The sequence below is a fragment of the Streptomyces sp. 7R007 genome (assembly GCF_054850255.1).
Genome location: NZ_JBTWMV010000016.1, coordinates 21,493 through 43,157, shown reverse-complemented (window position 1 = coordinate 43,157; position 21,665 = coordinate 21,493). Strand labels below are relative to the sequence as shown.

Sequence of the window (21,665 nt, the reverse complement as noted above, 5' to 3'; positions counted from 1 at the left end):
CCCGCACACCCGCCACGGAGCCCGTATATGACACGCGTCCACAGGGACGGAGCCCGCGCATGAGGTACGACCCGTCGCGCCCGGCCGGTCGTCTGCTGCTCACCCCGGAGGACAAGGAGGCCCCCGCCCGCACCGGGCGCCTTGGCCAACTCGGCCTCGGCGGACGCCCGGACCCGGACCTGGACGGCTACGCGGACCGCCTCGCCGAGCTGACGGGAGCGCCGTACGCCATGGTCAACTTCATCCACGAGGACCGGCAGTTCTTCGCGGGCCTGCATGTCCCGGAGGGTGGGTCGCCGGTGGTGCGGACCGACGGCACGAGACCGGAACTGGGGCGCGAGCTGCCGCGCGACCATGGGTTCTGCCCCCATGTGGTGGTCCGACACAAGGCGCTGGTCCTGGAAGACGTCTTCGACTACCCGCGGTTCGCGGGCAATCCGGTCGTCGACGAGTTCGGGATCCGTTCCTATCTGGGCGCGCCGCTCATCGACAGCACCGGGATGGTGCTGGGCACCGTGTGTGTCGCCGACGTACGGCCCCGGCCGTGGGGGAAGGCCGGTCTGGAGACCATCAAGGCGGCCGCGGCGGAACTCGTGGCGCGGTTGGAGCGCCGGGCGGCGGACGGGCTGCCGCTGTGAGGCGGCCTGCCGCCCTGATACGGACCCGCCGTACGAGCGGACTAGTCGACCGGTCTAGTACGACCGTAGACTCGCGGGCATGGGACGCACGAGTGACGCCAAGGAGAAGATCCTCGGCGCCGCGCGCTCGCTGATCGAGGAGCGCGGCTACTCGGCCCTCGGCGTGGCCGAGATCTGCAAGGCGGCCGGCGTGCCGAAGGGCAGCTTCTACTACTTCTTCGAGTCCAAGGAGGCCCTCGCGCTCGCCGTGGTCGACGAGCACTGGGCGGCCCAGCGGCGCGAGTGGACCCGCGCCCTGGGCGGTGACGCGGGGCCGCTGGAGCGGCTGCGGCGGCTGTGTGAACAGACGCAGGCCGCGCAGCGGGTGGTGCGGCAGGGCTGCGGCACCGTGTCGGGCTGCCTGTTCGGGAACCTGGCACTGGAGCTGAGCACCCGGACCGAACCGGTCCGCCGGCGGTTGCAGGAGATCTTCGACGCGCAGGTCGACCTCGTCGAGGCGGTCGTCGCCGAGGCTCGCCGGCGCGGCGAGGTGACCGTCACCGATCCGCGTGAGGCGGCCCGCGCCGTGGTCGCCCAACTGGAGGGCCAGGTGATGTTCGCCAAGCTCTACAACAGCACCGGGCCCCTCACGCCGCTGTGGGACAACTGCCGCGCCCTGCTGGGCGCCACCACCGCCTGAGCGCTCCGACTGCGAGTGCCGCGACCGGCGATCGCCCGCCGGCGGAAGCGTCACAGCCGATCGCGCCCGCGCGGCGGCGGCCGTGAACCGCCGCGGTCCCGCCCCCTCAGGGCGCCGCCGGAACGCGCAGCGGAGCCCGCCGCAGCCGCCTAGTAGCCGCGCCAGACGTTGTCGAACGCGGCCTCCTCGATCTGGCGCCGCTGCCGTACGGCCTCCAGCTCCATGACCGCGTTGCCGACCGCGGCCAGCACCGTGGTGACCGCGTCGCCGGCCAGGGCCTCCGGGGCCTCGTCCGGTTCGTCGCCGACGCCGGCCGCCGCCGCGAGGGCGACCAGGACGGGGTCGCCCGCCGCCCAGCGTTCCTCGGCCCGGCGCCGGGCGTCGGACTCCACCAGCTCCGCCCGCCCGCCGCGCAGCGGGATCAGGCGGCCCCGCGGCCGGTCCGCCAGGCCCACCCGTTCGAAGTCGTCGACGTAGGCGGTGGCCAGCCCACGGCCCCGGCGCCACAGCCAGTCCTCGACCGTCTCGTACGGCTCCCGCCGCAGCAGCGCGGCGACGGCCTCGTCCAGCAGCCGGTCACCCGTGGGGGCCTGGGCGTTGGGCAGGAGACGGTCGTCGTCCAGGGTGACGGCCTTGGCGTCGACCAGGTCGAGCACCTCGGCGCCGGCGAGCGCGAGCGACAGGTCGCCCTGCTCGAGCGGACGCTCGGACGTCACACCCAGCGCGACGATCGCGAGATCCCTTGCGTTGTTCATCGGTGGCTCCCCTTGGTGGGCCGGGAACGGACGTGCCTACGCCGATTCTCGCTGGCGGGCGAGGCCGGCGGGGCGCACTGCGCGCATGTGGTGCGGGAAGCCGATCCGCAGCACGGCGGCGGCCGCCGCGGCTGCGAGCACCACGAGGGCCGCCAGCGCCAGCGCCGGCCGGTAGCCGTGGTGCAGCAGCGGGGCGACGGCCGGCGGGCCGAGGATCTGCCCGACGGAGTAGCCGGCCGTCAGCAGCGCCACCGAGCGCGGGAAGCGCAGCTCCGCTCCCGTGGCCAGGGCGAGGGTGCACACGCCCAGGAAGGTGGCGCCGAACAGGACCGCGCAGACCAGGGCCGCCGCCACCGAGCCGGTCAGGGCGGGCAGGGCGATGCCGACCGCCTGCACCACCAGCGCCGCGAGCAGCAGGCCCGGCCGCGACCAGCGGTGTCCGAGCCGGGCCCACAGCGCCGACGACGGTACGGCGGCCAGCCCCACCAGCACCCACGCGCCGCTGCCGATCCAGCCGGGGGAGCCCTGCCCGACGGCCGCCACCAGGAAGGTCCCGGCCACGATGTAGCCCACGCCCTCCAGGGTGTAGGAGAGCAGCAGCACACCGAACCGGCGGCGCGTGCGGGCGCTCGCCCCGGCACCGGAGGCCGGTGCGGCCGAGGGCGCCTCCTCCGGCCGTAGCCGCCAGGCGACGGCCGTCAGGACCGCGGACAGCACGGCCGACGCCCACCAGGCCGCCCGCCAGTCGGCGACCGGACGCACCGCGAGTACCAGCAGCCCGGACAGCGTGATCCCGGCGCCGACACCGCCGAACGCCCAGCCCGGCAGGTGCGCCGGCCGGTCCCGCAGATGGTGCAGGAGGGAACCCGCCGCGACGACGAACACCAGGGCGCTCGCCACCCCGGCCAGCAGCCGCAGCGCGATCCACACCGTGGTGACGCGGGTCGCGGGCATCGCCGCGAGGGTGGCGGTCAGCACCAGCAGCGAGCCGCGCAGCACGGCACGCGAACGCACCAGCGCCGGTGCCAGGATGCCCGCGAGTGCCCCGGCGAGGTAGCCGGCGTAGTTGGCGGTGGCCAGGTCCGCGCCGGCGCCCGTAGACAGGCCCGCCTGCGCGTGCATCAGGGGCAGGATCGGCGTGTACACGAAGCGGCCGATCCCCATGCCCGCCGCGAGCGCCGCCGCGGCCCGGGCGACATGGGTCCAGGCGGAGCGGGCGTTCACCGGGCGCCGGCGACCCGGCCCGGGTCGTTGGGGTGGGACTCCAGCGGGGTGACGCGCACGCTCATCCACGGCCGCAGGGGCAGCGTGCCCAGCACCTTCTCGTGCAGCTCCGCCTCGTCGGCGGCCCGCCACACGCCGATGCTGCGCTTCTCGCCCACCGGCCGCCACAGCCGCGCCAGGTGCCCGGCGGCGGCCGGTTCCGCGGCCCGCACGGCCTCGGCGGCGCGCCGCCGGCCGGCCTCGTCGGGGCCCGTGCCCTCGGGGACGGTGGTGGTGATCTCGACCAGGAACTCCCGCATGACGCCTCTCCGTTCGGTCGTCGCCGGTGCTGCGTCCTCATCGTGCGTCTGCCACCAGCGGCGATGCCACGACCGGCTTCCTCGCTGCTGAGAGGCGCAGCCTCCCAGCGCGCGTACCATGACGGGCGTGGAGCTGCGTCAGTTGCGGTACTTCGTCGCCGTCGCCGAGGAGCTGAACTTCGGCCGGGCCGCCGAGCGGCTCCTGATCGCGGGTCCCTCGCTCTCCCAGCAGATCAAGGCGCTCGAACGGGACCTGGGCGTCCGGCTGTTCGACCGCGACCGCCGCTCGGTCTCGCTCACCCCGGCCGGCGCCGCCCTGCTCCCGCACACGCGGGCCCTGCTGGAGCGGGCCGACGACCTCAGACGCCGCGCCGGCCGGCTGGCGGGCTCCCGGACGGTTCGCCTCGGCTACGTCAACTGGCTTCCGCCGGACCTGAGTTCGCGTACCGCGGCGGTGGCCGAGGTGCACCTCGACGCCTGGGTGGCGCCCTCCCACACGCAGGCCGCCCGGGTCGCCGACGGCAGCCTGGACCTCGCCGTGTGCTGGGCGCGCACCGAAGACCTCGAACGGCAGGGGCTGCGGGCGCGGCTCATCGGCGCCGACCGGCTCTACGCCGTCGCCACCGGCTCCGAGACCGGTGACGTCGACGCCCGCGAGACGGTCGTACTCCTCGACGACGACACGACGGCGTGGTGGTCGTGGAACGTGTACGCCGAGGAGCTGGCGGAGGCGACCGGGGCCCGTGCCGAGCGGATCTCCGACGGCGGTGTCACCGGCCCCGCCTTCTTCGACCACGTCCGCCGCAGCCGCCGCCCGGTCGTCAACTGCCCCAAGGGACAGACCGCTTCGCTCCCGCCCGACCTGGTCCGGCGGGAGATCGTGCGCCCGAGGACCTACTGGACGTGGTCCCTCGTGTGGCGCGAGACCGAGGACCGCCCCGGCGTCCTCGCCGTGGCCGACGCCCTCTGCGACGGCGTCGGCGACCTCGGTCTGCACGCCCCCGACGCCTGGCTGCCGGCCGGCGACCCGTACGCCCTGCCGGGCTGAGCGGCCTGGGAGCCCGCGCCTCCCAGCCAGGAGGAAACCGATCCTTCCGCCACCCGGCGCGTCGGCCTACCTTCCGAATAGTCGACCGGTCGGCTAGTGACCGGTCAGCCTCTCGGAAGAAGGCCGTCATGAGCACTCGGAACCAGAAGACCGCGATCGTCACCGGCGCCTCGCAGGGCATCGGCGCCGCCCTCGTCGAGGGCTACCGCAAGCTCGGCTTCGCGGTCGTCGCCACCTCGCGCACCATCGCCCCCGCCGACGACGCCGACGTCCTGACCGTCCAGGGCGACATCGCCGACCCGGCGACCGCCGAACGGGTCGTGGCCGCCGCGATCGAGCGGTTCGGGCGGATCGACACCGTGGTCAACAACGCGGGCGTCTTCGTCGCCAAGCCGTTCACCGACTACACGGCCGAGGACTTCGCGACCGTGACCGCCGTGAACGTCGCCGGCTTCTTCCACCTCACCCGGCAGGCGGTGCCGCACCTGCTCGCCCAGGGCGGCGGGCACATCGTCAGCGTCACCACCAGCCTGGTCGACGCCGCGGACTCCCGCGTCCCCTCCGTCCTGGCCTCGCTCACCAAGGGGGGTCTGCAGTCCGCCACCAAGTCCCTCGCCATCGAGTACGCCACCCGTGGCATCCGCGTCAACGCCGTGTCGCCCGGCACCATCAAGACGCCCATGCACCCGCGGGAGACGCACGACTTCCTCGCCGCGCTGCACCCGGTCGGCCGCATGGGCGACGTGAGCGACGTCGTCGACGCCGTGCTCTTCCTGGAGCAGGCCCCGTTCGTCACCGGCGAGATCCTGCACGTCGACGGCGGTATGAGCGCCGGACGTTGACACGCCGTCAGACCGATGACTCAGGAGCGGACATGAGCACCACCCCCGACGACGAGGCGATCCTCGGCGCGGTCCTCGACCGGTGGAAGGCGGCCGTCGACGCGCACCAACCCGAGCGCGTCGCCGACCAGTTCACCGAGGACGCCGTCTTCCAGGGCCTGCACCCCTACAGCGTCGGACGGCAGGGCGTCGCCGCGTACTACGCCTCCCAGCCCCTCGGCATGCGGGCGGGGTACACGATCCTGGAGACCAGACGCCTCGCCGACGGTCTGGTCCTCGGCTACCTGGACGTCCGGTTCTCCTTCACCGACCGCCCCCCGCTCGACGTCAGGCTCTCCGTCCTGGTGACCCGGGAGGGCGACGACTGGCACATCGCCCACTACCAGGTCTCCCGGGCGTGAAGCGGATCTGCGGCGCGGGTTAAGAAATCCTCGATGGACCGCGGGAGGGGCCGTAGGGCAGATTGCTACGCGATCCCACCCCTCTTCCCGGACGCGGGCCTTCTCGGCGTGCCCGCGCCCGGGGTCTCACCGTCAGGAGCCGTAGCGTTGAAGGCGCTGGTCAAGCAGAAGGCGGAGCCCGGGCTCTGGCTCGTGGACGTCCCCGAGCCCGCGATCGGGCCCGGCGACGTACTGATCAAGGTGCTGCGCACCGGCATCTGCGGCACCGACCTGCACATCCGGTCCTGGGACGGCTGGGCGCGGCAGACCATCCGCACCCCGCTCGTGGTCGGGCACGAGTTCGTCGGCGAGGTCGTCGAGACCGGCCGCGACGTCACCGACGTCAAGCCCGGCGACCGGGTCAGCGGCGAGGGACACCTCGTCTGCGGCAAGTGCCGCAACTGCCTCGCCGGCCGCCGCCACCTGTGCCGGGCCACCGTCGGCCTCGGGGTCGGCCGCGACGGTGCCTTCGCCGAGTACGTCGCCCTGCCCGCCGCCAACGTGTGGGTGCACCGCGTCCCCGTCGACCTCGACGTCGCCGCGATCTTCGACCCGTTCGGCAACGCCGTGCACACCGCCCTGTCCTTCCCCCTGGTCGGCGAGGACGTGCTGATCACCGGCGCGGGCCCGATCGGCCTGATGGCGGCCGGGGTGGCCCGGCACGCGGGCGCCCGCAACGTCGTCGTCACCGACGTCAGCGAGGAGCGGCTGGAGCTGGCGCGCAAGATGGGCGTCAGCCTGGCGCTGAACGTCTCGAAGGCCCGGATCGCCGACGGGCAGCGGGAGTTGGGGCTGCGCGAGGGCTTCGACGTCGGCCTGGAGATGTCCGGACGGCCCGAGGCGCTGCGGGACATGATCGCCAACATGACGCACGGCGGCCGTATCGCCATGCTCGGCCTGCCCGCCGAGGAGTTCGCCGTCGACTGGGCCCGGATCGTCACCTCGATGATCACCATCAAGGGCATCTACGGCCGTGAGATGTTCGAGACCTGGTACGCGATGTCGGTGCTGCTCGAAGGCGGCCTCGACCTCACCCCCGTGATCACCGGCCGCTACGGCTACCGCGACTTCGAGGCGGCGTTCGCCGACGCGGCCGGCGGCCGTGGCGGCAAGGTCATCCTCGACTGGACCGCGTGATTCCTTAGGAGCTTCTGGAATGTTCGACTCCGTGCGCGACGACCTGCGCGCCACCCTCGACGAGATCCGCGCCGCCGGTCTGCACAAGCCCGAGCGCGTCATCGGCACCCCGCAGTCCGCGACCGTGCACGTCACCGCCGGCGGCCGCCCCGGCGAGGTCCTCAACTTCTGCGCCAACAACTACCTCGGCCTCGCCGACCACCCCGAGGTGATCGCCGCCGCCCACGAGGCCCTGGACCGCTGGGGCTACGGCATGGCCTCCGTCCGCTTCATCTGCGGCACCCAGGAGGTCCACAAGCAACTGGAGGCGCGCCTGTCCGCCTTCCTCGGCCAGGAGGACACGATCCTGTACTCCTCCTGCTTCGACGCCAACGGCGGTGTCTTCGAAACCCTGCTGGGCCCCGAGGACGCGGTGATCTCCGACGCCCTCAACCACGCCTCCATCATCGACGGCATCCGCCTGTCCAAGGCCCGCCGCTTCCGCTACGCCAACCGCGATCTGGCGGATCTGGAAACGCAGTTGAAGGCCGCGTCCGACGCGCGCCGCCGGCTGGTCGTCACCGACGGCGTCTTCTCCATGGACGGCTACGTGGCCCCCCTGCGCGAGATCTGCGACCTCGCCGACCGCTACGACGCCATGGTCATGGTCGACGACTCCCACGCCGTCGGCTTCGTCGGCCCCGGTGGCCGCGGCACGCCCGAACTGCACGGCGTGATGGACCGCGTCGACATCGTCACCGGCACGCTCGGCAAGGCCCTCGGCGGGGCCTCCGGCGGCTATGTGGCGGCCCGCGCGGAGATCGTCGCCCTGCTGCGCCAGCGCTCCCGGCCCTACCTCTTCTCCAACACCCTCGCCCCGGTGATCGCGGCCGCCTCCCTGAAGGTTCTCGACCTGCTGGAGTCGGCGGACGACCTGCGCGTCCGGCTCGCCGGGAACACCGCGCTGTTCCGCCGCCGGATGACCGAGGAGGGCTTCGAGATCCTGCCCGGCGACCACCCCATCGCGCCCGTGATGATCGGCGACGCGACCAGGGCGGGCCGCCTGGCCGAGCTGCTGCTGGAGCGGGGCGTGTACGTGATCGGCTTCTCGTACCCGGTCGTCCCGCAGGGGCAGGCGCGCATCCGCGTCCAGCTGTCGGCGGCGCACTCCACGCAGGACGTCGACCGTGCGGTGGACGCCTTCGTGGCGGCCCGGGCGGAACTCGAAGGCTGACCCGGTCCGGCCACCCGGGACATATTGCGATAATCGATCCCATGATCGAAGCGCGGCGGCTCCACATCCTCCGTGCGGTGGCCGACCACCGCACGGTGACGGCGGCGGCCGCCGCGCTGTACCTGACCCCCTCGGCGGTCTCCCAGCAGCTCACCGCCCTGGAACAGGAGACCGGCCACCGCCTGGTGGAACGCGGCGCCAAGGGCGTACGGCTGACCCCGGCCGGCGAGATCCTGCTCAGCCACACCAACGCGGTCCTCGCCCAGCTGGAGCGGGCCGAGGCCGAGCTCGCGGCCTACGGCTCGGGGGCCGCCGGCACGGTCACCGTCGCCTCCTTCGCGACCGGCATCGCCCAGGTCGTCGCCCCCGCGGTGGCCCGCCTCGCGGCCTCGTCGCCCGGCATCCGCATCCGCGTCCAGGACGCCGAGGGCGACGCGAGCCTGCCGATGGTGCTGGACCGGCAGGTCGACGTCGCGGTCGCCGTCGAGTACCGCGGCGCGCCGCCGGCCGACGACCTGCGGCTGGCCCACGTCCCGCTGTACGCCGAGCCCTTCGACGCGGTCGTGCCCGTCAGCCACCGGCTGGCCGACGTGGAGGAGGTGCCGCTGGCGGAACTGGCCAAGGACCCGTGGATCGGCCCCTACCCGGGCAACCCCTGCCACGACGTCGTCGTCCTGGCCTGCGAGAGCGCCGGCTTCCAGCCCCGGCTCGAACACTCCTCGGACGACTTCCGCGCGGTCGTCGCGCTGGCGTCGGCGGACGCGGGCGTGGCGCTGGTACCGCGCTCGGCGCTGCGCGGCATGGACCTGGCCGGTGTGGTCGTCCGACCGGTCGACGGGATCGCCCCCACCCGGCGGGTCTTCGCGGCCGTACGCAGAGGCGCCGAGGAACACCCGCTGATCCGGCCGGTGTTGGAGGCGCTGGCGGAGGCGGCCGGGGAGTGAGCCTTCGGTAACCCGGCCGTTTCATATCCGGGATATCGTCCCGGATATGAAACACATGGACGGTGGTGTGCACACGCCGGACCCGGTGGACGCCCGCCTGGGCGCCCGGCTCGCCGAGCTGCGGGCCGAACGCGGCTGGTCCCTGGGCGAGTTGGCGGAACGCAGCGGCATCAGCCGCTCCACGCTCTCCCGCGCCGAACGCGCCGAGATCAGCCCCACCGCCTCGCTCCTGAACCGGCTCTGCGCCGTCTACGGCCGGACCATGTCCCGGCTGCTCAGCGAGGTCGAGGCGGAGCCCGCCCTGCTCGTCCCGGCCGCCGAGCAACCCGTCTGGGAGGACCGGGCCTCCGGTTTCCTGCGACGATCCGTCTCGCCGCCGCACGCCGGGCTGCGCGGCGAACTCGTCGAGGGACGGCTCACCGCCGGCGCCGACATCGCCTACGACCGGCCCCCCGTCCCCGGCCTCGAACAGCACATCTGGGTCCTGGAAGGAGCGCTCGACGTGACGGCGCAGAACGTGGAGCACCACCTCGGCACCGGCGACTGCCTACGCCTGCGGGTATGGGGGCCGACCCGGTTCCGGTGCGCCGGAGCCCACGACGCGCGGTACGTGCTGGCGGTGGTGCTGCCGTGATCGTCCGCCGACTGGAGGGCGACGACATGCTGGCCTGCCTGGACCAGTTGAGCGACCTGCTGGTCGACACCGTGGACGGGGGCGCCTCGGTCGGCTTCCTCGCACCGCTCGACCGGACGCAGGCGCTCGCCTGGTGGCGGGGACGGGCCGCGGGGGTCGCCGCCGGGCAACTGGCCGTATGGACGGCCCACGAGGGCGGCCGGGTGCTCGGCACCGTCGGCCTGGCCTTCCCGGACAAGCCCAACAGCCGCCACCGCGCCGAACTCGTCAAGCTGATGGTGCACCGGGACGCGCGCGGACGGGGACTGGGGCGCCGGCTGCTGACGACCGCCGAAGCGGCGGCCGCCGCGGCGGGAGTCACCCTGCTCCACCTGGACACCGAGACCGACAGCCCCGCCGAACACCTCTACACCTCGGCCGGCTGGACCAGGGCCGGAGTGATCCCGGACTACGCCGCGGACCCGGGCGGCACGCTGCGGCCGACGACGCTCTACTACAAGCGCCTGGCGGACGAGCACATGGCGGCGGCCTCCGGCCGGTGACTGTCAGTGCCGGCGGCTACCGTGCGAGGCATGCAGGATGCCGAAGACGTACGCAGAATCGCCCTGTCCCTGCCGGACACGACCGAGAAGATCGCCTGGAGCATGCCCACCTTCCGGGTCGCCGGGAAGATGTTCGCCACGCTGCCCGAGGACGAGACGTCCATCGCCGTGCGCTGCCCCAAGGAGGAGCGCGACGAACTGGTCCTGGCCGAGCCGGAGAAGTTCTGGATCGCCGACCACGAGGCGCAGTTCGCCTGGGTGCGGGTGCGGCTGGCCGCACTGGAGGACGAGGGCGAACTGCGCGACATCCTCGCCGACTCCTGGCGCCAGGCGGCCCCACCCCGGCTCGTCGACGCCCACCCCGAACTGGGGCTGCCGGCCGGGCAGTGAAAACGGCTCGGGCGTTGTCAGTGCCCCGTGGCATGATCCGAAGACGGGCGTGAGAGCCGGGGCGGAGGGGACTTCGGCACTCGCGTGCGGCCGGGACGGGACGTGGGGGAGGGGTAAGCGGTGGGCGGAGGGTCGTCCGACGGCGTCGCCGGATCGGGTGCCGCCGTGACCGAGGGGGCACGGGGCTACTGGTCGCGGGACTTCGCACTGTTCTTCGTCGCCCGCGCCGTGGCCCGGCTCGGCGACACGATGCTGCCCGTCGCCCTCGCCGCGGGCCTGCTGCAACACGGGTACGGCGCGGGCGCGGTGGGCCTGGCGATGGCCGCCACCTCCGTCGCCTTCGCGGGGTTCGTGGTCTTCGGCGGGGTGATCGCCGACCGCTTCAGCACCCGGAAGCTGATGATCGGCGCCGACCTGGTGCGCCTGGGCACCCAGTCCCTGGCCGCCGGGCTGTTCTTCTCCGGGCACGTGGTGCTGTGGGAGATCTGCGCGATCGGCTTCGCCAACGGCGTGGCCGGCGCCGTCTTCCAGCCCGGCGTCGCCAGCACGGTGCCCCGGCTCGCCTCCGACGTCCAGGGCGCGAACGGCGCCATACGCATCGCGGAGTCCGCCGCCCAGCTCGCCGGCCCCGCCGTCGCCGGTGTCCTCGTCGGCTTCGCCTCACCCGGCGGTGTCTTCGCCGCCCACGCCGCGACGTACGCGGTGAGCGCCCTGTGCCTCCTGCTGCTCCGCCTGCCCCCGCCGGCGGCGGGCCACGGCTCCGGCGGGCCCGGCCGCAGCGCCTTCCGGGCCGATCTGGTCGAGGGCTGGCGGGAGTTCAGGTCGCGCACCTGGCTGTGGGGCGTCATCGCGGTCTGGTGCGTGTACATGATCGCCGTATGGGGTCCGACGGTCCCGCTGGTGGCCACGGAGGTGGTCCAGCAGCACGGCGCGCGCGCCTACGGCCTGGTCAACTCCGCCCTCGGCGCGGGCACCGTCGTCGGCGGCTTCCTCGCCCTGCGGCTGCGCCCACGCCGCATGCTGCGCGCCGGCGCGCTCTCCCTGTTCCTCTTCGCGGGCTTCCCGGCGACCGTCGGGGCGGGTCTCGGCGTACCGGCCATGGCCGCGGGCTCCGCCCTGGCCGGCGCCGGGATGTCGTTCTGGGGCGTGATGTGGGCGACCAGTGTGCAGACGCAGGTGCCGCCGGACGTCCTCAACCGCATCCACGCCTACGACGTCGCGGGCTCCCTCGCGATGATGCCCGTCGGCCAGGCCCTGGCCGGCCCCGCCGCCGGGGTGCTCGGCGCCGACCACGTCCTGCTGGCCGCCGCTGTCATGAGCCTGGTCGTCCCCGTCTCCCTGCTGTCGGTGGCCGCGATACGCGACCTGGTCCGCGCCGACGCCCCCCGGCCCGCGCCGACGGCGGAGCCGATATGCGGGCGGGAGCCCTCGGCGAGCACGTGACGTGGGACGCGGACACGGCCGTATGAGCGGCGGTTCGGGCTGACCACGGCCACGCTCGCTCTCAGGCGCCCGCCGTGATCCGCTCGCCGGCCCCCGCCACGAAGCCGTCGATCCGCTCCCGCAGGGACCGCGCGTCCAGCCCGTGCGCGGCGATGTGCTCGTCGATGGTGCCGTACCGCCGCAGCTCACGGCGGGCCACGCCCAGTCCCAGCACCCGGTGGGGCAGGTCGGCGAGCGCGTCGTTGGCGGCGGCCGTCGAGGTGCCCGCCAGGTACGGCTCCACGAGGACGACGTCGGCCCCGGCCGCGCCGGTGGCCCGGCGCAGCGCGGCCGCGTCGAAGGGCCGTACGGTCGTCGCGTACAGCACGGTCACGTCCAGCCCCTCCGTGCCGGCGAGCACCGCGTCCAGCATCGGACCCACGGCGACCACGACGCCGCGGCGGCCCTCGCGGACGGTGCGGAAGCCGCTTGCGCCGACGGGACGGGCCTCCGCGTTGGCCTGGACGGACAGCCGCACGTACACCTTGTCGTCGCCCGCGGCCACCGCGTGCCGCAGCAGCGTCTCGGCCTCGTCCGGATGCCCCGGCACGTGGACGGTCCAGCCGTCCAGCGTGTCGAGGAGGGCAACGTCGCCGGGAGCCATGTGCGTGTACCCGCCGGAGGGCCAGTCGAAGGACGCGGCGGCGCTCACCAGCACCGCGCCCACGCCCTGGTGCCCCAGATCCAGCTTGACCTGTTCGAAGGGCCGTTCCACCAGGAAGCTGGCGAAGGTGTGCACGACCGGTCGCAGCCCCGTCAGCGCCAGCCCGGCGCCGGTCCCGATCAGCAGCTGCTCGCGGATGCCGACGTTGACGACCCGGTCCGGATGCCGCCGCTGCGCCTCGACGAAGCCGTCCCTGCCGATCTCGGCGAGGACGACCGCGACCCGGGGGTCCTCGTCCAGCAGCCGGGAGACGACGGCGGCGAAACGGTCACGCATGGTGTCCATGGGAACCCTTCCTGACATCGATGGGGAAGTGAGGGTGGTCGAGCCGCTCAGGCCCACTTGGGCTCCACCCGGGCCACGACCACGTGCGGGCGGCCCGGATGCGGTGCGGTGAAGGCGGCGTACAGCGCCTCGTGGTCCCGCCCGTCGACGGTGGCCACCGACCAGCCGGCGGCCTCGAAGCGGGCCGCGATGCCGCCGGGCCGGGCGTGGCTGGCGGAGGAGTTGTCGATCACGACGGTGTGCAGCCGGTCCAGTCCGGCGGGACCGGCGAAGGCGATCGCCTCGTGGTTGCTGCCCTCGTCGAGCTCGGCGTCGCCGACCAGCACCCAGACGCTCGGCTCGTGCAGCCCCTGGGCGCGTAGGCCCAGCGCCGTACCGACCGCGATCGGCAACCCGTGCCCCAGCGACCCGCTGCCGATCTCGGCACCCGGCACCAGCACCCGGTCGGGGTGGTGCCCCAGGGGCGACTCGTAGGAGCCGAAATCCCGCAGCCAGGCCGCGGGCAGGAAGCCCTTGGCCGTGAGCACCGCGTAGTAGGCCATCGGTCCGTGCCCCTTGGACAGCAGGAACCGGTCCCGTCCCGGATCCTCCATCCGCTCCGGGTCGACCCTCAGCACCCGGTCGTACAGCACCCACAGCACGTCCAGCGTGGACGTCGCCGCGGGCCCGTGCTTCTCGTCGCCGGTCATCAGCTCCATGAGCCCCGGCAGGTCCGCGTACGCGTACGCGCGCCGTTCCGCCACGGCGACCGTCTGTTCCTCGTTGATCGTCATGTGGGCGATCGTGCAACCTCAACCAAACTTGAGGTCAAGCGCAAAAGCGGTGCGCGACCACCGACCCGAGTGCGGTATTGTTTCCCTGCACGTTCGGCCCGGGGAAAGCCCAGGTCAGACGGCACCGGGACGTGGCGCAGCTTGGTAGCGCACTTGACTGGGGGTCAAGGGGTCGCAGGTTCAAATCCTGTCGTCCCGACCATGGACGAGCAGGTCCAGGGTTTCCGGAGCGGCGCCCTTCCTCGTGAGAGGGAGGGCGCCGTTGCCGTGGAGGGGAGAACCGGACCGCTTCGGACAAGGGCCGACGGCCCCGGTCTGTGGCGGAGGGCCCGGTCCGCGTCTACGTCTGCTGTCCCAGGCCCTGGGCGAAGTCCTGCCACATCTGCGCGTAGTACTGGGCCAGGCCCGCGATGACGGCCGCGGTGTGCGAGGGCACCGAACTCACCAGTTCCCCCCAGGCGTGTGGCGCGATCGCATTGGTCTGGAGCAGGCGGAGCAGCCGGCGCCCGGACTCGCTGTGGCGCAGCGACGGATCCCGCAGCAGTTTCCCCAGGACGGCCGTCGGCGGTGGGGATATCGCTTTGCGGTGCGTCGAGCCCGAACCTGTCGCTGGTTTCGCCGGAATATCAGCGGTTCCGGTGGTGCCGGAGCGGGAGGAGCCGGGATGTTCGCCGCGTTCCAGTCGTTGCCGGACGTCACGTACGGTTGACGGAGACACTTTCGCGACCCGGGCCACTTCGCGCAAAGACGCTTCCGGGCGTTCCGTGAGCACGGCCACGACGCGCCTGCGGCCGGGCTCCCCGTTCAGCGGCCGGACCCTGCCGTCCTTTCCTATCCGCGTGCCGGTCTGTACGTCGGCGCGTGCCGTACGCCGGCGGATGGCCGCGACGGTCTTGTCCGTCAGGCCGGTCGACTGCGCGATCACGCCGTCGGAGAACTGCGGGTGCGAGGCGATGATCCTCGCGGCCGCGGCCCGCCGGTCCGCCGCCGACAGGGGCAGGCCGTGCCTGACGTTGAGCTGCACGGCGCGCAGGAAGCCGTCGGCCGGGCTGCCGTCGAAGAACTCGACCTCGATGGTCTCCTGGCCCTTCATCACGGCGGCCAGCAGGCGGTGTGCTCCGTCGATCACCCGCATGTCGCGCCGGTCGACCAGGATCGGCGGCAGCGGCGCCTCCACCTGGGTGAGCCAGACGACGTGCTCCTTGTCGTGACCGTCCAGTCGCGGTGATTCCCCCAGGCGCAGTGCGGAGACCGCGACGGTCGCGTACGTGTCCTCTGCCGTACTCGCGCCTTCTGCCGCACCCGTGCGTTCTGCGGTACCCGTGTCCGGAAGAACATACGCAATTTGCCGCCGACTCGGAGACTGAGAGACCCCGTCAGTCTCATGTCGAATCGCAGCGGGAATTGCGTCGACCATGAAAACTCCTCTCATTGAAACCTATATCACGGAAACCTATATGACGAAAAAAGGCGCACCGGCGAAATTATTCTTCTGCGGTGCACCCAGTCTGCATAGGTGGCGGTCAGTTGAAATAGGTGGTGGATAATTGAGAGGTGATGTCGGCAGTAGAGACACACGTGGGGCCCATAGTAACGGTAGTGGTTAAAACACTAACGGGAAGAGGAAGCGGGCTGAACCCCTAGTCGCCCCTAGCGTCGCGAGTCGTTAGTACGCCTGCAGTAGATGGTGATCGTCGACTGTCATATCCGCAGGTGCGTCCGCGGCTTCTGCTCGTATGGCCGTCTGGCGAATCAACGACTCGGAAGGCTGTCGGTGGACCGATGGCACCCCCCTGGTTCCGGACACGCGGTGGACGACCGTGCCGGTGTGCACGGGCTGTTCGGCCGCTGCCATCGAACGCCGTGCCGCGTATGCTCGAACACGCATAGCGGCCAGTGAGCCGGTCGCTGCCTTGCGGGCGCAGTGTGCAACCGGTGCAATCTCCGGACTCGAACAGTAGGGGGACTCCTGGGCGGAATCGGCTATTCCCCATAACCGGACTCCTGCATTCCCGCATAGGGGCTCGCTCGGGAACCTGGTCATGGGTGGGTCATTTCCAGAGTCCTCGCCGCTCGGGGACGGCGATATGGGGGCAGGATGGACCTCGTCGAACGTGATGCGGAAACTGCCTTACTCGGAGAGAAGATCACCGATTGCCTGCTGGGAAACGGTTCCATAGCCGTGATCCGCGGCGCCGTGGCGAGCGGCAAGACCGCCTTGCTGCTGAACGCCGGCGAGCAGGCCACCGCCTCCGGCGCGCTCTTCCTCACCGCGACCGCGTCGCACCTGGAACGCACGGTGGAACTGGGTGTCGTCCATCAGCTGCTGCGCAGCCACAACGGGGAACTGCCCGCCCTCGGCGATGAGCGGGTGAGCGCGCTCCTCGGCGGAGAGGCGGCTGCCGCCCTGGCGCGGACGCGGGATTCCGCCGTGATCGCTCCCGCGGCGGCCCGCCTGTTCGAGGATCTGTGGAATCTGCTGCGCGACCTCTCCGAAACCCAGCCGCTCGTGATCGGCGTGGACGACATCCAGTACGCCGACGTGGTCTCCGGGCAGTTCCTCGCCTATCTCGCCCGCCGGACCAGGGACTCGCGCGTCTTCATGGTGCTGACCGAAAGCACGCAGGCGCTGCCGCCGGACCGCCTGCTGCACACCGAGGTCCTCTGCCGGTCGAACTGCCACTGCATCGCGCTGCGCGGGCTGTCGCGACGCGGCGTGGCAGACCTGCTGCAGGCCCGACTGCCCGGCGCCGACCGGCAGTTGGCGGGCTCCTGCCATCGGATCAGCGGGGGAAACCCGCTGCTCGCGCAGGCCCTGACAGAGGACTACCGCGCTTCAGGCGGCGAGGCCGCGCACGTCATGGTTCCGGGGGCGGCCTTCCGCCGGGCCGTCTGCGTGTGTCTGTACCGCTGCGATCCGGTCGTCGTCGAACTGGCCCGGGTGCTGGCGGTCCTGGAAACCGTTCCTCCCGCCGAGATCCTCGGCGAACTGCTCGACCTCGGCCCGGAAACGGCCGAGAAGGCTTTCCGCATCCTGACCGCGGTCGGCATCCTCGACGGCGGACGCTTCCGGCACGAGGACACCCGGAAAGTCGTCCTCGACAGCATGAGCGCCGACGAACTCGCCGCGTTGCACTCGCGGGTGGCGCGCGTCCTCTACCTCGCCGGAGAGGCGCCGGTCACCCTCGCGAGACACCTGCTCGCGGCCAACAGCACCGAAGCGTCGTGGGCGGTGCCGATGCTGGAGGACGCCGCCGCGGACGCACTGGCCGCCGGGCAGCCGGAAGCGGCCGTCGGCTACCTCAGACGGGCCTATCGCGAGAGCGTCGACGAGAAGCAGCGAGCGGCGATCAAGGCCGCTCTCGCCGGAGCCGAGTGGTGCCTCGCCCCCGCCAACGCCGCACGGCACCTCCCCGAGCTGGTGATCGCCGCGCAGCGCGGGCTCCTCGACAGCCGCCAAGTCGGTGACCTCGTGTACCACTTGCTGTGGCACGGCTCTACGGAGTACGCCGTCACCGCGCTGCAGTCGGTCGGCGATGACGAGGCCGACCCCTACCGGCAGGAACTGGCGGCCCTGCTGCGGCCGTGGCTGGGCTTCTTCTTCCCGCGGCTACGCGGGCACCTCACGCACCTGTCCGGCGAGCACGCGGCGGACACCGCCCCCGGAGGTACGCCGCCGGGAGGCAGCGTGCCGGAACTCCTGGTGAGCGCGACGGGGCGCAACGAGGAGGAGATCCTGAGCGTGGCGGAACGTGTCCTCGAGAGACAGACCCTCGAAGACCCGTCCCAGGCCCAGGTCATCACGGCGTTGATGGCGCTGCTCTGCGAAGACCGCGTGGACCGGGCGGCCTTCTGGTACGACGCGTTCCAGCGCGACGCCATAGCGCTGGACATCCCGTTGTGGAGCGCGATCTACGCCGCTTTCCAGGCGATGATCGAAAACCGGCGGGGCAACGTGGCCGCGGCCGAGCACCATGCCCGTACCGCGCTGACCGTGCTCGGTCCCAAGGGCTGGGGCGTGGCGGTCGGCTGCCCGCTCGCCGGCGCGATCTTCGCGGCCACGGCCGCACGCAGACTGGAGGACGCCGCCGCCTACCTGCGGTCACCCGTGCCCGAGGCCATGTTCGGCACGCCGTTCGGACTCCTGTACCTCCACGCCCGCGGAAACTACTACCTCGCAACCGACCGCCTGAACGCGGCGCTGGACGACTTCCAGTCGTGCGGCGCGCGGATGCGGGCCTGGGCACTCGACCTGCCGGCCTTCGTGCCCTGGCGGACCGCGGCGGCACAGGTCTGCCTGAGAACGGGCGACACGGCCACGGCACGCGAACTCGCCGCCGAACAGCTGGCGATGCTCCGGCCGTGGCACGTCAGAACCAGGGGCGTCTCGCTGCGGGTGCTGGCCCTCACCGAGCACCCCGCCCAGCGTCCCCTGCTGCTCCAGCAGGCCGCCGAGGCGCTGCGGGAGTCCGGGGACCGACTGGAACTCGCCCAGGTGCTCGCCGATTTGAGCGGCACCTACGCGGAACTGGGCGACGGCGGCAGAGCCCAGACCCTCGCCCGGCAGGCCGAGGTGCTGGCGGGACAGTGCGGGGCCGACGTCCTCAAGGACGCGCCGCCGGTCAAGGCGGACCACGGCCGGCCGGCCGCACCCTCCGGCTTGGATCCCTTCGGGGAACTGAGCGGCGCCGAACGCCGGGTCGCGGAGTTCGCGGCGCGCGGATACACCAACCGGGAGATCGCCGGGAAGCTCCACGTCACCGTCAGCACCGTCGAACAGCACCTGACGCGCGTCTACCGCAAGCTCGGCGTGAACTCCCGGGCCGACCTCCCGGTGGACCCCTCGACCGACCTCGCCGAGCCCTGACATCGCGCCTAGGGGCCGTGTGTCGGGGTGGGGCTAGGGGATGGTAGGGGGTTCCCCGGGATCAAGCGCTTCTTTACAGTCGCTCAAGGTGAGTGTGCACTCCACGCTCCCCGTACAGGAATTCTCTGCATTCACGGACCGCGCGCGAGTGAAAGAATGCGGGAATATCCGGCGTCAACAGCTTCCTGTAGGAACCCCCGCATTCGCGCACAGAGGTCGAGGTTCGCAGTGAGGTATGAAATCTTGGGTCCACTCCGGGTGATCGACTCAGGTCACAGTCGAGCGCTCAGCGCCAGAAAAGTCGAGATCGTCCTCGCGGCCCTTCTCATTCGCTCCGACCGCGTCGTGGCGGCCAGTGAGCTGATGACCGAACTCTGGGGAGAATCCCTCCCCCGCCGGGCGGCCGCCGGCGTGCACGTGTACATCTCCGAACTCCGCAAGTTCCTGCGCGACTCCGCCGGACCGCAGAGCCCGGTGATCACCGAGGCGCCCGGATACATGCTCTGCATGGGATGCGACGAGCTCGACTGCCACGCCTTCCTGCGGCTCATGGACAAGGGGCGCGAACACGTCCGGGAGTTCCGCGACGAGGAGGCGGCCCGCTGCTTCGAGGAGGCGCTGGCGTTGTGGCGCGGTCCGGTGCTGGCGGATCTGGGGGACGGCCCGATCCTCAAGGGATACATGACCTGGCTGGAGGAGCAGCGTCTGGAAGGCATGAAAATGCTGATCGACGCGAAACTCAGACTCGGCTGCCACCGCGAACTCGTCGGCTGGCTCTATTCGGTGACCTCCGAATACCCGCTGCACGAGGAGTTCTACCGCCAGCTGATGCTCGCGCTGTACCGGTCCGACCGTCAGGCCGACGCCCTCGCCGTGTACCGGTCGGTCCGGAAACTGCTCCGGGACGAGCTGGGTCTGGAGCCGTGCCAGACGCTCCAGGACGTCCAGCGGGCCATTCTGGCCGGAGAAGAACTCGTCGACGCATGCGCCTGATTTCCCTGATTCCAGGAGTGAGATGAATGAGCGACTTCAGGGTCGATTCCCGCGATGACGGCCGAGGCACCATCCGAGTGGCCCTGGAAGGAGGCCCTTCCGACATTCCCTCCCAGATGACCCTGGAGCACAGCGTGCTCGACGACGGGAAGGTCAAGGTCCGCTACCTCGGGGGATACGAGCACTTCGAGCTGGTCGACGAGCGTTCGCCGGCGGCCGACGACATGCCCGTCTTCCGCTGGACCATGAGGACCAAGGTGGCCGAATAGGCACCCTCCCGTATCCGGTCCGCTCCGTGCTCCACGGCCGGCTCCGCACCCTCTGGGCACCCGCTGGTCGCAGCGGGACACAGAGGGAGGGGCCGGCCGGCGGTCCGTCTCACCGGGCGCCGTACCCGGGCTACACCACGATGGGCAGCCGGGCCGGCCCGTGCAGGCTGATCCTGCCGTTCCACGTCACGTCCGCGCCGGGGTCGAACGCGAGGCCCGGGAAGCGCTGCAGCAGCCTGGTCACCGCGATCCGCCCTTCGAGCCTGGCGAGGGCGGCACCCAGGCAGTGATGCGGTCCGCCGCCGAAGGCGACGTGCTGCCGGGCGTTCGGCCTGGTGAGGTCGAGTTCCTCGGCGGTCGGCCCCCAGAACGACTCGTCGTGATTGGCCGAGGCCAGCATCGCGATGACGAAGGTGCCCGGCGGGATCACCCGGTCCCGTACGGCCCACGGCTCGACGGTGATCCGTCGGCTCTGCTGCACGGGATTGACGTAACGCAGCAGTTCCTCCACCGCGTTGGGGGCCAGATCCGGGGTGTCGCGCAGCAGGGCGAGCTGCGCGGGATGCCGCAGCAGCGCCTCCACCCCGCCGGAGATCAGGTTCACCGTGGTCTCGTGACCGGCGACGAACAGCAACTCCACCTGCGCGACGACTTCTTCGTCGGTGAGCCTGTCGCCCTGGTCCTCCGCCTCCACCAGCGCGGTGAGCAGGTCGTTCGCGGGATGCGCGCGCTTGCGGGCGATCGCGTCGGCGACGATCGCGTCGAGTTCGGCCGTCGCCTGTTCGATGGTCTTGAACTCCCTCTCGTCCGCGACGACGTCGAGCGTGCGGACGATCTTGCCGCTCAGGTCGCGGATGTGCGCGGTGTCGGTCTGCGGCATGCCGAGCATCCGCGAGATCACCTCGAACGGCAGCGGGAACGCCAGCGCGTCGACCAGGTCCGCCCGCCCGTCGCGGGCGATGCGGTCGAGCGCGTCGTCGACGAGGCCGGTGACCAGCGGCTCCAGCGCGGCGATCGAGCGCCGGGTGAACACCTTCGACACCAGCGAGCGCAGTCTGGTGTGGTCCGGCGGGTCCCGGTCGAGCATGGACAGCGCCCGCCCCTCGATGAGCCGTACGCTGAACGGGCCGTCCACCATGTTGTGCGGGTCGACGGAGAGCTGCGACCGCAGGAGCGTCACCACGTCCGCGTAGCTGCTGATCAGCCAGACGCCGATGGGGGATTCGTGCACCGGTTCCGCCTGGCGCAGCTTCCGGTAGGCGGGATAGGGGTCCTCGGCGAATCCCGGCTCGAACGGGTTGAACAACAGCTCTGAATTGCGCATCGTGATGGCCCCCGGGCCTTGAGTCAGCTCGAAGTGTGCGTAACCGTTGCCGCCCCTTGAGCGTCGGTGATCGGGCTAAAGCAGCGCTAACACGCCGGGAGCGCCGAGAGGCCGGCTCAACTGCCCGCGTTTGGTGCTGCTTTAGAGCCGCCGCAGACAGTGGGACCGCCGGGCGGCCCCCGGGAACGCCGCCTGTCGCGGTGCTCTGTCGGAAGCGGACTCG

At 72.0% G+C, this 21,665-nt stretch carries 22 protein-coding genes and 1 tRNA gene; 16 read left to right on the top strand and 7 right to left on the bottom strand.

Features of this window, described 5'->3' with window-relative positions; translation table 11 throughout:
- The first annotated feature begins 59 nt into the window (after positions 1-59).
- Together ACYF6T_RS21890 and ACYF6T_RS21885 are read left to right on the top strand one after the other, a co-directional pair.
- Positions 60-638: a GAF domain-containing protein gene (locus ACYF6T_RS21890; protein WP_461698491.1), complete on the top strand. Its 579-nt coding sequence runs from the start codon at positions 60-62 to the stop codon at positions 636-638.
- 79 nt (positions 639-717) lie between these two features.
- Positions 718-1,317 carry a TetR/AcrR family transcriptional regulator gene (locus ACYF6T_RS21885; RefSeq protein ID WP_461698490.1) on the top strand — a complete coding sequence of 200 codons (600 nt, stop codon included), beginning with the start codon at positions 718-720 and terminating at the stop codon, positions 1,315-1,317.
- 149 nt (positions 1,318-1,466) lie between these two features.
- Here the strand turns inward: ACYF6T_RS21885 and ACYF6T_RS21880 are convergent, their stop codons facing one another.
- From ACYF6T_RS21880 to ACYF6T_RS21870, 3 genes are read right to left on the bottom strand one after another with little or no spacing between them, the layout of a single operon-like run.
- Entirely contained in the window at positions 1,467-2,072 is a 606-nt protein-coding gene (locus tag ACYF6T_RS21880) for a GPP34 family phosphoprotein (RefSeq protein ID WP_461698489.1), read from the bottom strand.
- Between the two features lie 36 nt (positions 2,073-2,108).
- A complete protein-coding gene (locus ACYF6T_RS21875; RefSeq protein WP_461698488.1) occupies positions 2,109-3,296 on the bottom strand; it encodes a YbfB/YjiJ family MFS transporter in 1,188 nt (395 codons plus the stop codon).
- On the bottom strand, positions 3,293-3,595 hold the full coding sequence (locus tag ACYF6T_RS21870) for a muconolactone Delta-isomerase family protein (protein ID WP_461698487.1): 303 nt from the start codon (positions 3,593-3,595) through the stop codon (positions 3,293-3,295). The genes ACYF6T_RS21875 and ACYF6T_RS21870 overlap by 4 nt, the downstream gene beginning before the upstream one ends.
- Positions 3,596-3,713: 118 nt before the next feature.
- On the opposite strand from ACYF6T_RS21870, the gene ACYF6T_RS21865 reads away from it, so the two are divergent.
- The 10 genes from ACYF6T_RS21865 (at position 3,714) to ACYF6T_RS21820 (ending at position 12,228) form a co-directional block, all read left to right on the top strand.
- The gene (locus ACYF6T_RS21865; protein ID WP_461698486.1) at positions 3,714-4,643 is read left to right on the top strand and encodes a LysR family transcriptional regulator; all 930 of its coding nucleotides are present in this window, start codon (positions 3,714-3,716) and stop codon (positions 4,641-4,643) included.
- 128 nt (positions 4,644-4,771) lie between these two features.
- Entirely contained in the window at positions 4,772-5,485 is a 714-nt protein-coding gene (locus ACYF6T_RS21860) for an SDR family NAD(P)-dependent oxidoreductase (protein ID WP_461698485.1), read from the top strand.
- Between the two features lie 32 nt (positions 5,486-5,517).
- On the top strand, positions 5,518-5,886 hold the full coding sequence (locus tag ACYF6T_RS21855) for a YybH family protein (protein WP_461698484.1): 369 nt from the start codon (positions 5,518-5,520) through the stop codon (positions 5,884-5,886).
- Positions 5,887-6,033: 147 nt separating this feature from the next.
- On the top strand, positions 6,034-7,062 hold the full coding sequence (gene tdh, locus ACYF6T_RS21850) for an L-threonine 3-dehydrogenase (RefSeq protein WP_461698483.1): 1,029 nt from the start codon (positions 6,034-6,036) through the stop codon (positions 7,060-7,062).
- A gap of 19 nt (positions 7,063-7,081) precedes the next feature.
- Positions 7,082-8,275: a glycine C-acetyltransferase gene (locus ACYF6T_RS21845; RefSeq protein ID WP_461698482.1), complete on the top strand. Its 1,194-nt coding sequence runs from the start codon at positions 7,082-7,084 to the stop codon at positions 8,273-8,275.
- Between the two features lie 41 nt (positions 8,276-8,316).
- Complete coding sequence (locus ACYF6T_RS21840) at positions 8,317-9,219, top strand: LysR family transcriptional regulator (protein ID WP_461698481.1); 903 nt, start codon at positions 8,317-8,319, stop codon at positions 9,217-9,219.
- A 55-nt stretch (positions 9,220-9,274) separates the two neighbouring features.
- Positions 9,275-9,853, top strand: coding sequence for a helix-turn-helix domain-containing protein (locus ACYF6T_RS21835; protein WP_461698626.1), 579 nt, complete (start codon positions 9,275-9,277; stop codon positions 9,851-9,853).
- Positions 9,850-10,395, top strand: a complete 546-nt coding sequence (locus tag ACYF6T_RS21830; protein WP_461698480.1) for a GNAT family N-acetyltransferase — start codon at positions 9,850-9,852, stop codon at positions 10,393-10,395. Before ACYF6T_RS21835 ends, ACYF6T_RS21830 begins: the two co-directional genes overlap by 4 nt.
- Positions 10,396-10,425: 30 nt before the next feature.
- Entirely contained in the window at positions 10,426-10,785 is a 360-nt protein-coding gene (locus tag ACYF6T_RS21825; protein WP_461698479.1) for an MmcQ/YjbR family DNA-binding protein, read from the top strand.
- A 165-nt stretch (positions 10,786-10,950) separates the two neighbouring features.
- Positions 10,951-12,228 (top strand): MFS transporter, encoded by a 1,278-nt coding sequence (locus tag ACYF6T_RS21820; RefSeq protein WP_461698478.1) that lies wholly within the window; start codon positions 10,951-10,953, stop codon positions 12,226-12,228.
- Between the two features lie 61 nt (positions 12,229-12,289).
- Here ACYF6T_RS21820 and ACYF6T_RS21815 read toward each other — a convergent pair whose 3' ends face one another.
- Positions 12,290-13,216 carry a transketolase family protein gene (locus ACYF6T_RS21815; RefSeq protein WP_461698477.1) on the bottom strand — a complete coding sequence of 309 codons (927 nt, stop codon included), beginning with the start codon at positions 13,214-13,216 and terminating at the stop codon, positions 12,290-12,292.
- A 47-nt stretch (positions 13,217-13,263) separates the two neighbouring features.
- Positions 13,264-13,989: a transketolase gene (locus tag ACYF6T_RS21810; protein ID WP_461698476.1), complete on the bottom strand. Its 726-nt coding sequence runs from the start codon at positions 13,987-13,989 to the stop codon at positions 13,264-13,266.
- 125 nt (positions 13,990-14,114) lie between these two features.
- Here ACYF6T_RS21810 and ACYF6T_RS21805 point away from each other — a divergent pair.
- Positions 14,115-14,191, top strand: a tRNA-Pro gene (locus tag ACYF6T_RS21805).
- 138 nt (positions 14,192-14,329) lie between these two features.
- On the opposite strand, the gene ACYF6T_RS21800 is transcribed toward ACYF6T_RS21805, so the two are convergent.
- Positions 14,330-15,406: a transcriptional regulator gene (locus ACYF6T_RS21800; protein ID WP_461698475.1), complete on the bottom strand. Its 1,077-nt coding sequence runs from the start codon at positions 15,404-15,406 to the stop codon at positions 14,330-14,332.
- A 681-nt stretch (positions 15,407-16,087) separates the two neighbouring features.
- On the opposite strand from ACYF6T_RS21800, the gene ACYF6T_RS21795 reads away from it, so the two are divergent.
- The 3 genes from ACYF6T_RS21795 to ACYF6T_RS21785 all read left to right on the top strand — a co-directional run bounded on the left by ACYF6T_RS21795 (position 16,088) and on the right by ACYF6T_RS21785 (position 20,118).
- Positions 16,088-18,856, top strand: a complete 2,769-nt coding sequence (locus ACYF6T_RS21795) for an ATP-binding protein (RefSeq protein ID WP_461698474.1) — start codon at positions 16,088-16,090, stop codon at positions 18,854-18,856.
- A 228-nt stretch (positions 18,857-19,084) separates the two neighbouring features.
- Positions 19,085-19,849: an AfsR/SARP family transcriptional regulator gene (locus ACYF6T_RS21790; protein WP_461698473.1), complete on the top strand. Its 765-nt coding sequence runs from the start codon at positions 19,085-19,087 to the stop codon at positions 19,847-19,849.
- Positions 19,850-19,875: 26 nt separating this feature from the next.
- Complete coding sequence (locus ACYF6T_RS21785; RefSeq protein ID WP_461698472.1) at positions 19,876-20,118, top strand: DUF5988 family protein; 243 nt, start codon at positions 19,876-19,878, stop codon at positions 20,116-20,118.
- Between the two features lie 130 nt (positions 20,119-20,248).
- On the opposite strand, the gene ACYF6T_RS21780 is transcribed toward ACYF6T_RS21785, so the two are convergent.
- Positions 20,249-21,442 (bottom strand): cytochrome P450, encoded by a 1,194-nt coding sequence (locus tag ACYF6T_RS21780; RefSeq protein WP_461698471.1) that lies wholly within the window; start codon positions 21,440-21,442, stop codon positions 20,249-20,251.
- Positions 21,443-21,665: the final 223 nt, after the last annotated feature.

Excerpts from the sequence above, each read along its gene's own strand:
- ACYF6T_RS21890 (WP_461698491.1), top strand. The coding sequence starts at position 60 with ATGAGGTACGACCCGTCGCGCCCGGCCGGTCGTCTGCTGCTCACCCCG.
- ACYF6T_RS21885 (WP_461698490.1), top strand. The coding sequence starts at position 718 with ATGGGACGCACGAGTGACGCCAAGGAGAAGATCCTCGGCGCCGCGCGC.
- ACYF6T_RS21880 (WP_461698489.1), bottom strand. The coding sequence starts at position 2,072 with ATGAACAACGCAAGGGATCTCGCGATCGTCGCGCTGGGTGTGACGTCC.
- ACYF6T_RS21870 (WP_461698487.1), bottom strand. The coding sequence starts at position 3,595 with ATGCGGGAGTTCCTGGTCGAGATCACCACCACCGTCCCCGAGGGCACG.
- ACYF6T_RS21865 (WP_461698486.1), top strand. The coding sequence starts at position 3,714 with ATGACGGGCGTGGAGCTGCGTCAGTTGCGGTACTTCGTCGCCGTCGCC.
- ACYF6T_RS21860 (WP_461698485.1), top strand. The coding sequence starts at position 4,772 with ATGAGCACTCGGAACCAGAAGACCGCGATCGTCACCGGCGCCTCGCAG.
- ACYF6T_RS21855 (WP_461698484.1), top strand. The coding sequence starts at position 5,518 with ATGAGCACCACCCCCGACGACGAGGCGATCCTCGGCGCGGTCCTCGAC.
- ACYF6T_RS21845 (WP_461698482.1), top strand. The coding sequence starts at position 7,082 with ATGTTCGACTCCGTGCGCGACGACCTGCGCGCCACCCTCGACGAGATC.
- ACYF6T_RS21840 (WP_461698481.1), top strand. The coding sequence starts at position 8,317 with ATGATCGAAGCGCGGCGGCTCCACATCCTCCGTGCGGTGGCCGACCAC.
- ACYF6T_RS21835 (WP_461698626.1), top strand. The coding sequence starts at position 9,275 with ATGGACGGTGGTGTGCACACGCCGGACCCGGTGGACGCCCGCCTGGGC.
- ACYF6T_RS21825 (WP_461698479.1), top strand. The coding sequence starts at position 10,426 with ATGCAGGATGCCGAAGACGTACGCAGAATCGCCCTGTCCCTGCCGGAC.
- ACYF6T_RS21815 (WP_461698477.1), bottom strand. The coding sequence starts at position 13,216 with ATGGACACCATGCGTGACCGTTTCGCCGCCGTCGTCTCCCGGCTGCTG.
- ACYF6T_RS21810 (WP_461698476.1), bottom strand. The coding sequence starts at position 13,989 with ATGACGATCAACGAGGAACAGACGGTCGCCGTGGCGGAACGGCGCGCG.
- ACYF6T_RS21800 (WP_461698475.1), bottom strand. The coding sequence starts at position 15,406 with ATGGTCGACGCAATTCCCGCTGCGATTCGACATGAGACTGACGGGGTC.
- ACYF6T_RS21795 (WP_461698474.1), top strand. The coding sequence starts at position 16,088 with ATGGACCTCGTCGAACGTGATGCGGAAACTGCCTTACTCGGAGAGAAG.
- ACYF6T_RS21785 (WP_461698472.1), top strand. The coding sequence starts at position 19,876 with ATGAGCGACTTCAGGGTCGATTCCCGCGATGACGGCCGAGGCACCATC.
- ACYF6T_RS21780 (WP_461698471.1), bottom strand. The coding sequence starts at position 21,442 with ATGCGCAATTCAGAGCTGTTGTTCAACCCGTTCGAGCCGGGATTCGCC.